This is a genomic window from Mesorhizobium sp. M7A.F.Ca.US.006.04.2.1 (genome assembly GCF_004022915.1).
In the GTDB taxonomy this organism is placed as follows: domain Bacteria; phylum Pseudomonadota; class Alphaproteobacteria; order Rhizobiales; family Rhizobiaceae; genus Mesorhizobium; species Mesorhizobium ciceri.
Window position 1 is genome coordinate 1 of record NZ_RZQA01000164.1, and the last position, 9,203, is coordinate 9,203.

Below are 9,203 nucleotides of genomic sequence, written 5' to 3' on the forward strand. Positions count from 1 at the left end.
TTCCAGGAGCGCGATACAGGCCGCTGTCATGACCGCACTCGAACGCACCGGCCTGGCCGATCGCGCCCACATGCCGGCCGGGCAGTTGTCCTACGGCCATCAGCGCCTGCTGGAAGTGGCGATGGGCCTGGCGCTGAAGCCGCGCCTGCTGATCCTCGACGAGCCGACGCAAGGGCTGGCCGACAGCGAGATCGACAATTTCATCACCCTGGTGCGCGAGATCGCCAAGAACGCCACCGTGCTTCTGATCGAGCACAACATGCCTGTCGTCATGCAACTGGCCGACCGCATCACGGTCTTCAATGCCGGCAAGATCCTCGCCGAAGGCACGCCCGAAGCGATCCGCGAAAACGCGGCGGTGCAGGAAGCCTATTTGGGGACTGCCCCATGACCGAGGCAAACCAGGCCGAGGCCACGCCTCAAGCACTCACCATTTCGGGGCTCGACTGCTTCTATGGCGAGGTCCAGGTACTCTATGGCCTCGACCTGGTGCTGAACAAAGGCGAGGTGCTGTGCCTGTTCGGCCGCAATGGAGCCGGCAAGACGACGACACTCAAGGCCATCATGGGGCTGGTCCCCTCGAGCGCCGGCTCGATCAGGCTCGATGGCAAGGAGTTGACCGGCCTGCCGGCGCATGAGGTGCCCAAGGCCGGCGTCGCCTATGTGCCGCAGGGAAGGCGACTGTTCGCCGAAATGACGGTGGCGGAAAACATCGAGATCGGCCTGATGGCGCGCGGCAAAGGCAAGGCGACGCGTGAAAACGTGCTCGACCTCTTTCCATTGCTGCGCCAGCGGCTGCGGCAGCGTTCCGGCACACTGTCCGGCGGCGAACAGCAGATGCTGGCGATGGCGCGTGCACTCTGCCTCGAACCGCAGGTGCTATTGCTCGACGAGCCGACCGAAGGGCTGATGCCGTCGATGATCGCCAAGATCCGCGAGACGGTGTCGACGCTGCGTGACATGGGCGTGTCGACCATCCTGGTCGAACAACGGGTCGATGCGGTGCTTTCTGTCGCCGACCGCGTTGCCTTCGTCGAAAACGGCCGCAACCGCGAGACGGTCGATGTCCAAGAACTGCGCGCCGATCCGTCAGCGGTGCGCCGTTATGTCGGCGTGGGTTGATCAGCCGAAGAACAGAAAACCCGCTATCAAAAATGTCGGGATTAGCACCAGGCCCGACCATGCCATATAGCCAAAAAAGCCCGGCATCTTCACGCCGCGATGTCGGGCGATGGCGTAGACCATGAAATTCGGCGCATTGCCGATATAGGTGTTGGCGCCCATGAACACGGCGCCGGCCGAGATCGCGGCAAGCGTCGAAGCGAACTCCATCATCAGGTGCCGGGGGTCACCGCCGGCAAGCTCGAAGAACACCAGATAAGTCGGCGCATTGTCGAGGAAGGATGACAGCGCCCCGGTCAGCCAGAAATAGGCGAGATCGTTGGGCTGGCCGGAGGAAGAACTCACAAGCGACACCAGCGGCGCCAGCGCACCCTCACGGCCTGCCCTGAGGATGGCGATGACCGGCACGATGCAGATGAAGATGCCGGCAAACAATTTGGCCACCTCTGCTATCGGACCCCAGTTGAAGCCATTGGCCTCGCGGTATTCCTTGCGCGAAATGACAAGTGAAACGAGGGCGAGCGCCAGGATCATGGCGTCGCGCACCAGGTTCTGCAGTTCCAGGCTGACGCCGAACACGGAGAAGCTGACGCCCGGCTTCCAAGCCGCCGATAGCAGGATGGCGACGATCACCCCCGCCAGGAGCGGAAGGTTGGCCAGGCCGCGCAGGCGCACCTTGGTATCCGGTGTCGGGTCCTTGATCTTCGGCGCGCCAGCCTCGCGCCGGTGCAGGATGATGTCGATCACCAGAAAAATGCCCAGGACGACACCGCCGACGAACAGCGTCTCGTGCCAGAGGTTCGTCGTCGTCCAGAAGAAGTCGACGCCGCGCAGGAAGCCGACGAACAGCGGCGGATCGCCAAGCGGCGTCAGCGAGCCGCCGATGTTGGACACCAGGAAGATGAAGAAGATGACGACATGGGCGTTGAACGGCCTGTTATCGTTGGCGCGGATGATCGGCCGGATCAGGATCATCGAGGCACCGGTCGTGCCGATCACCGAGGCCAGCAGCGCGCCGACCAGCAGCAGGCCGGCATTCACCAGCGGCGTGCCGTGAATGTTGCCGGCAAGGAGAATGCCGCCGGAAATGGTGAACAGCGCAAACAGCAGGATGATGAACGACATGTATTCGGTGAGCAACGCATGCAGTACCGCTTCGGTCGCTGTGGGGACACCGAAGGCGACCGCCAGCGGCAGGACCACCAGAGCGCCCCAAAGGGCCGCGATCTTGCCGTAGTGATGCTCCCAGACATGAAGAAACAGCAGCGGACCAGTGGCGATCGACAACAGCAGCCCGGCAAAGGGCAGCGCCCACCACAGCGACATCGAAGCGCCGGGCAGGCCGTGTTCCTCCGCCCCGAAAGCCTGTGCCGGAAACAGCACGGCCACGACGATTGCCGCTTTCGTCGCGACCCACAAAAAGCCCCTCTTGTGCCTCACGATCCGTCAGTCCGACAAAGGGTCTTCGAGCCTCACGCCGGCGTCGCGCATGCGCTGCAGCATGGCATTGAGCGAACCGTTGAGATCGATGCCGCGGCAGGCATCCAGCCGCACTGTGGTTTTGAAGCCCTGGCTGACGGCATCCAGCGCCGAAAAGCCGACGCAGAAATCGGTCGCCAGCCCGACCAGGGTCAGCGTGTCGATGCCGCGCTCCCGGAGGTAGCCGGCAAGGCCGGTCTGGGTCGTGCGGTCGTTCTCGAAGAAGGCCGAGTAGCTGTCGATATCAGGCCGAAATCCCTTGCGAATGACGAGCTCGGCCTTGGTCCAGGCGAGGCCGGAATGGAAATCCGAGCCCAGGCTGCCCTGGATACAGTGGTCCGGCCACAGCGTCTGCTGGCCGTACGGCATTTCGATCATGGTGAAGGGCTGCGCGCCCGGATGGCTGGAAGCAAAGCTGGAGTGACCGGCGGGATGCCAGTCCTGCGTCAGCACGACATGGTCGGTTCGCCGGATCAGGTCGTTGACCAGCGGCACGATCTCGTCGCCGCCGGCAACCGCCAGCGCGCCGCCGGGACAAAAATCGTTCTGCAGGTCGATGACGACAAGCGCTTCGTCGGCCATGGGCTTTCCTCTTCCGTATGCAGGCTCCAGTGGAAAATGCCGCTGACGCGACCGGACGCAGAAACTTGACCAGATGGCCGGCCGCGTCAACCTCTCGAGCCATAACAAATGCGTGCCGGCGGCGCCGCGGCAAACTCCGGCTTTGACAAATCCTGCCAGCTTGATATCATTTGCATACGAATGAATTTTCCGACCCCTGTGCTGGAAGGATCTTTCGAAGTACCAGCTCTGGAAGGCCTCTTTTCGGGAAGGCAAAGCGTGATCCGTTACGCGAAACCCACCTCGGTCGACGAAGCGCTCGCTTTGCTTGGCGAGGGCGCCTGGCGCATCCTTGCCGGCGGCACCGATTTCTATCCGGCACAGGGCAGCAAACCGATCCGCGACAATGTTCTCGACGTTAACGGCCTGGCGGCGCTTTGCGGCATTGCCGAGACGAGCGACCATTTCGTCATCGGCGCGCGCACGACCTGGACCGACATCGTCCGCCATCCCTTGCCGCCGGCCTTCGAGGCGCTGAAGCAGGCGGCGCGAGAGGTCGGCTCGGCGCAGATCCAGAACGTCGCCTCGGTCGCCGGCAATCTCTGCAACGCCTCGCCTGCCGCCGACGGCGTGCCGGCCCTGCTCGTCCTCGACGCCGAGGTCGAGCTGCGCTCGGTGGCAGCGACGCGGCACCTGCCGTTGCAGGACTTCATTCTCGGCAACCGCCGCACGGCTCTGCTGCCCGGCGAGATGGTCACGGCGATCCGCGTGCCGAAGCCCAGCGGCACGTCGGCTTTCGTCAAGCTCGGCGCCCGGCGCTATCTCGTCATTTCCATTGCCATGGTGGCAGCACGTCTGGCCGTCGACAATGGCACCGTCCGGCAAGCGGCGGTCGCGGCCGGCTCCTGTTCGGTGGTGGCCAAGCGGCTGGCCGGCGTCGAAGCCGCGTTGTGCGGGCTGCCGGTGGATGGCGAGCTTGCCGATGCGGTCCTGTCCGCGCCGATGAGCGAACTGTCGCCGATCGCCGATGTGCGCGGCAGCGCCGAATACCGGCTCGATGCAGTGCGCGAGATTGTTGCCCGCGCCGTGCTTGCGGCTGTGGGGCGGACGACTGGCGAAGAGGTGGCGGCATGAGCCAGGTTCAACCTGACGTGCGTGAAGCAGTGCCCGACCTGGGCGCCGTTCGGCCTGCTCGCGGCCCGGAGCGCGTTGACATCGCCTTCGAGGTCAATGGCAGCGTCGTATCGGTCAATGTGCCGCCGCTGCGCCGGCTGTCCCTGGTGCTGCGCGACGAACTGGGGCTGACCGGCACCAAGGTCGGCTGCGATGCCGGCGATTGCGGCGCCTGTACGGTGCTGGTCGACGGCGATCCCGTCTGCGCCTGCCTGATGTCGGCGGCGTCCGCTGCCGGCGCATCGGTGACGACCGTGGAAGGGCTTGCCAACGGCCGGCTGTCGGCGTTGCAGGCCTCTTTCCTCGCCCATGGCGCTGCGCAGTGCGGGATTTGCACGCCGGCGCTGCTGGTCGCGGCGACGGCGTTGCTGGAGAAGAAGGCGAGCCCCACCGAGGTCGAGGTACAGGACGCGCTCGGCGGAATTCTGTGCCGCTGCACCGGCTACCGGAAGATCATTGCCGCAGTGATGGATGCCTCCCTGCAGGCAGCAAGCCTGGATTTCCGCTTGCCCCGGTCAGGCCACGCGATCGGTTCCTCGCCCATCCGGCTCGACGGCGTGCCGAAGGTCACCGGGGCTGAGAAATTCGGCGGCGATTCTTCCCCCGCCGATGCGCTGGCCGTGCTGGTGGTCCGCTCTCCGCATTACCACGCCAGCTTCGCCTTCGGTGACCTCGATGGCTGGGCGAAGGCACATCCCGGTGTCGCCTGCGTCTTCACCGCCGCCGACATTCCGGGAAAAAACTGTTTCGGCGTCATCGGCCCCTTCGCCGACCAGCCGGCACTGGCCGAAGGGTTTGCCCGCCTTCGCGGTGAGGCGGTGGCGTTGGTCGCTGGCGAGCGCGAGGCGATGCTCGATATCGACCTCTCGGATTTTCCGATCCGCTGGACCGAATTGCCGCATGTTCTCCAATCCTGCGAAGCGCGCGCCGGCGGTGCCAAGCTCATCCATGAGAACAGACCGGCAAACCTGCTGACCTCCGGCTTCGTCGAACGCGGCGATCCGGAAGGGGCCCTTGCCGGTGCAGCGTTCACGGTGTCCGGCGTCATCGACACCTCCTATGTCGAGCACGCCTATATCGAACCGGAAGCCGGCTATGCCTATGTGGACGGCGACACGCTGGTCGTCGTCGCCTGCACCCAGGCGCCCTATATGGACCGCGACGAGACGGCGAAGGTGCTCGGCCTTGCCGTCGACAAGGTGCGCATCGTGCCGACCGCGACCGGCGGCGGTTTCGGCTCGAAGCTCGACGTCTCGCTGCAGCCGCTGATCGGCCTTGTGGCGATGAAGACAGGGCGGCCGGCGGCACTTGCCTACACCCGCACCGAATCGATGATGTCGACCACCAAGCGCCATCCGGCCGAGATGAAGGCGACCATCGGCGCCGATGCCGACGGCCTTGTCACCGGCATGATTTTTGAAGGCAATTTCAACACCGGCGCCTATGCAAGCTGGGGCCCTACCGTGGCCAACCGCGTGCCGGTGCACGCCTCCGGACCCTACGCGACGCCGAACTACCGCGCCGAAGGCCGCGCCATCCATACGCATGGGCCGATCTCCGGCGCCTTCCGCGGCTTCGGCGTGCCGCAAGCGACGATCATGCAGGAGACCCTCTATGATGAGCTGGCCGGCAAGCTCGGCATGGACAGGCTCGATTTTCGCTTGAAGAATTGCCTTCGTAACGGCTCCGAAACGGTCACAGGACAGCTTCTGGACTCCGGCGTCGGCATTGCCGAATGCCTCGAATCGCTGCGGCCGCACTGGGCGCGCGCGGCGGCCGATGCGGAGGCATTCAACAGTGGCAACACAGATAGAAAGCGCGGCGTCGGCGTCGCGTCCTGCTGGTATGGCTGCGGCAACACCTCGCTGCCCAATCCGTCGACCATTCGGGTCGGCATCGCGGCCGACGGCACGGTCATCCTGCACCAGGGCGCGGTCGATATCGGCCAGGGTTCGAACACGGTCATCGCCCAGATCTGCGCCGACGCGCTCGGCCTGCCGCTGGAGAGATTCCAGCTGAAGAGCGCCGATACATCAATTACTCCCGATGCCGGCAAGACATCGGCCTCGCGCCAGACCTTCGTCACCGGCAAGGCGGCCGAGAAGGCCGGCCGCGCCTTGCGTGAAAAGATCCTGCGTTTCGCCAATGTTTCGGAAAAAGCCGCTCTCCAACTCGACGGCCCGGCGATCGTCATCCGCGAAGGCGAAGCCACCCGCCGCATTGATCTCACGACGTTGGACCTGGATGCCGAGGGCTTCGTCTTCCGCGCCGAGGAGAGCTACGACCCGCCGACGCTGCCCCTCGATGCCAAGGGCCAGGGCAAACCCTACGCCGTTTACGGCTATGGCGCGCAGATTGCCGAGTTGGAGGTCGATCTCAAGCTCGGCACGGTGAAGCTGATCAAGATCACCGCCGCGCATGATGTGGGCAAGGCGATCAACCCGCTGCTGGCCGAAGGCCAGATCGAAGGCGGTATCGCGCAAGGCATCGGCATGGCGCTGATGGAAGAGTACATCCCCGGCCGCACGGAGAATCTGCACGATTATCTCATCCCGACCATTGGCGACGTGCCGCCGATCGAGACCATCCTGATAGAAGTTCCGGATCCGGAAGGACCCTTTGGGGCCAAGGGTTTGGGCGAGCATGTGCTGATCCCGACGGCGCCGGCAATCCTCAACGCCATCCGCCACGCCACCGGCGTTCTGATCACCAAGGTTCCGGCGACGCCGACGCGTATCCGCGCTGGCATCCGCGAAAAAGATGGCATCCGCGAAAAGGAAGCACGCCGATGAGCGAGCTTGCCGAACGCTTCGAGACCCATGATCCCGGCGAGAAGCTGGTGGCGGAGAAGATCCGCTGCGATGCCTGTCCGGTGATGTGCTACATCGCTGATGGTCGCACCGGCGCCTGCGACCGCTACGGCAATGTCGGCGGCAGGATCGTGCGGATGGACCCGCTGACCATCCTCGACCATGCGGCCGAGGCCGGCGCGGCAATCGTGCCCTTCGTCGCGGAGGGCGAACAATGGGACGGCGAACTGGTCAACACCGGCCGCCGCTTCGTCACCGCAATCGGCGCCGGCACCACCTATCCCGACTACAAGCCGGCGCCGTTCATCGTCAGCCAGGAAGTCGAAGGCGTCGATCTCGTCACCGTCGTCACGGAAGGCATTTTTTCGTACTGCGGCGTCAAGGTGAAGATCGACACCGACCGGCATATCGGACCCGAGACGGCTATTGTGCGATCGCAAGGCGAGGCAATCGGCCATGTCACGACGGGCGAGTATGGCTCGCAGATGCTGTCGCTGGGCGGCGTGCATCATCTGACCGGCGGCTCGAAGGCCGAAGGACGCGCCACCTGCGACGCGCTGCTCAATCTGTGCAACCGCAAGCCGGTGGAACTGGCCATCGACGGCGGCGCCGCCATAACAGTCGAAGCCGGCAAAGCGCCTGTCATCGACGGCAAGCAGGAACATCGCATGCGCGTCGGCTGCGGCTCGGCGACCATCGGCATGTTCGCCACGCAATGGCGCGGCCTTGTCGACGAGGTGGTGGTGGTCGACGACCACATCACCGGCGTCGTTTCCGAGCATCAGGCCGGCAAGGTGCTGGGCTGGCAGGACACAGGGATAAAGATCCTCGGCCGCCGTTCGACGCCGGGCCGCTATTTCAAGGTGTCTGAGCCAGGCCTCGGCTGGGGCGGCACCAGCATTTCAGACCCGCTGTCGATCCTTGGCGAGTGGAACGCCAAGAAGGGTGCGCGGCCGGGCCTGTCGCTGCTGATGGTTTCGACCACCGGCGAGCAATTCGCCTATTACGAGCTCGACGACGAGTTGAAGCCGGTGCAAAAACCGTTTCCGGAACGGCTGCAAAAATCGGTCGGCCTGATCGAGGACAATTGCGAGCCGGCTTTGTGCACGGTGCTGTTCATCGGCGGCGCCGGCGGTTCGCTGCGCGCCGGCGTCACCGAAAACCCGGTCAATCTCACCCGCTCGGTTCAGGGCCTGACCACCTATGTCACGGTCGGCGGTGCGCCGGTCTATGTCTGGCCGGGCGGCGGCATCACGCTGATGGTCGATGTCACACGGGTGCCGGAAGGCGCCTTCGGCTATGTGCCTACACCGGCGCTGGTGGCGCCGATCGAATTCACGCTGCGCCGCGACGACTATGTCAGGCTCGGCGGGTACGAGGCGGAGATCCGCAGCGTCGAGGATATTGTCGCAAAAGGCGGTGAGTACCTGAATCCGCGCCGCGGCACAGGCGCCGAAGCCAACAATCCATGGCCGCCACTCGCGCAGCTACGTCGTGCCGGCTCGAACGGGGCCGGGTGATGCAAGGCCCGCAAGCCCATTGGCTGCAGGACGGCAAGCGGCTGCATCTCAACCACGGGCCGATCGACCTGATCGTCGAGGTTTTTGGTGAGGCGGATGAATGCCGCCGAGCCTATGAACAGGCCATAGCGCGGTTCCAGACGATCCTGGTGGAGCTGGTCGAGGAACTCCCCGAATTGCGGCTGCCGGCGTTTTTCCTGGCGCCGCGCACCTTCGCCGGCCCGACGGCGCGCCGCATGGAGGCAGCCGTCATGCCCCTGGCGGAATGCTTTATAACTCCGATGGCGGCCGTCGCGGGATCGGTAGCCGACGAAATGCTCGCCGCATTGCTTGCCGGTCGCAAGATCGAGCGCGCCTATGTCAACAATGGCGGCGACTGCGCGCTCCATATCGGCAAGGGCCAGTCGATGGGTCTGGCGGTAGCCGGTACCGGCAACGGCATGGCCGACCGGATCACGATCCGCGCGGAAGATGGCGTTCGCGGCGTCGCCACCAGCGGTTGGCGTGGCCGCTCCTTCTCGCTTGGCATTGCCGACGC

At 64.9% G+C, this 9,203-nt stretch carries 7 protein-coding genes and 1 pseudogene; 6 read left to right on the plus strand and 2 right to left on the minus strand.

From position 1 onward, the window contains the following. Window positions 1–391 (plus strand): ATP-binding cassette domain-containing protein (locus EN925_RS11460; RefSeq protein ID WP_164894180.1); only part of this gene is annotated, 391 nt, incomplete at its 5' end. Then, window positions 388–1,122, plus strand: coding sequence for an ABC transporter ATP-binding protein (locus EN925_RS11465; RefSeq protein ID WP_024502064.1), 735 nt, complete (start codon window positions 388–390; stop codon window positions 1,120–1,122). The genes EN925_RS11460 and EN925_RS11465, both read left to right, overlap by 4 nt. Here EN925_RS11465 and EN925_RS11470 read toward each other — a convergent pair whose 3' ends face one another. After that, entirely contained in the window at window positions 1,123–2,541 is a 1,419-nt protein-coding gene (locus tag EN925_RS11470; RefSeq protein WP_127369371.1) for a sodium:proton antiporter, read from the minus strand. A 27-nt stretch (window positions 2,542–2,568) separates the two neighbouring features. Then, window positions 2,569–3,183, minus strand: coding sequence for a bifunctional nicotinamidase/pyrazinamidase (gene pncA, locus EN925_RS11475; RefSeq protein WP_013528448.1), 615 nt, complete (start codon window positions 3,181–3,183; stop codon window positions 2,569–2,571). 258 nt (window positions 3,184–3,441) lie between these two features. Between pncA and EN925_RS11480 the strand changes: the two genes are divergently transcribed. The 4 genes and pseudogenes from EN925_RS11480 to EN925_RS11495 all read left to right on the plus strand — a co-directional run. Further along, entirely contained in the window at window positions 3,442–4,296 is an 855-nt protein-coding gene (locus tag EN925_RS11480) for a xanthine dehydrogenase family protein subunit M (RefSeq protein WP_024502067.1), read from the plus strand. Beyond that, on the plus strand, window positions 4,293–7,127 hold the full coding sequence (locus EN925_RS11485) for a molybdopterin cofactor-binding domain-containing protein (protein WP_128336545.1): 2,835 nt from the start codon (window positions 4,293–4,295) through the stop codon (window positions 7,125–7,127). The genes EN925_RS11480 and EN925_RS11485 overlap by 4 nt, the downstream gene beginning before the upstream one ends. Beyond that, window positions 7,124–8,665, plus strand: a complete 1,542-nt coding sequence (locus EN925_RS11490; RefSeq protein WP_127369497.1) for a 6-hydroxynicotinate reductase — start codon at window positions 7,124–7,126, stop codon at window positions 8,663–8,665. Before EN925_RS11485 ends, EN925_RS11490 begins: the two co-directional genes overlap by 4 nt. After that, a pseudogene (locus tag EN925_RS11495) lies at window positions 8,665–9,203 on the plus strand (UPF0280 family protein); the annotation flags it as partial. The gene EN925_RS11490 and the pseudogene EN925_RS11495, both read left to right, overlap by 1 nt.

Excerpts from the sequence above, each read along its gene's own strand:
- EN925_RS11465 (WP_024502064.1), top strand. The coding sequence starts at position 388 with ATGACCGAGGCAAACCAGGCCGAGGCCACGCCTCAAGCACTCACCATT.
- pncA (WP_013528448.1), bottom strand. The coding sequence starts at position 3,183 with ATGGCCGACGAAGCGCTTGTCGTCATCGACCTGCAGAACGATTTTTGT.
- EN925_RS11485 (WP_128336545.1), top strand. The coding sequence starts at position 4,293 with ATGAGCCAGGTTCAACCTGACGTGCGTGAAGCAGTGCCCGACCTGGGC.
- EN925_RS11490 (WP_127369497.1), top strand. The coding sequence starts at position 7,124 with ATGAGCGAGCTTGCCGAACGCTTCGAGACCCATGATCCCGGCGAGAAG.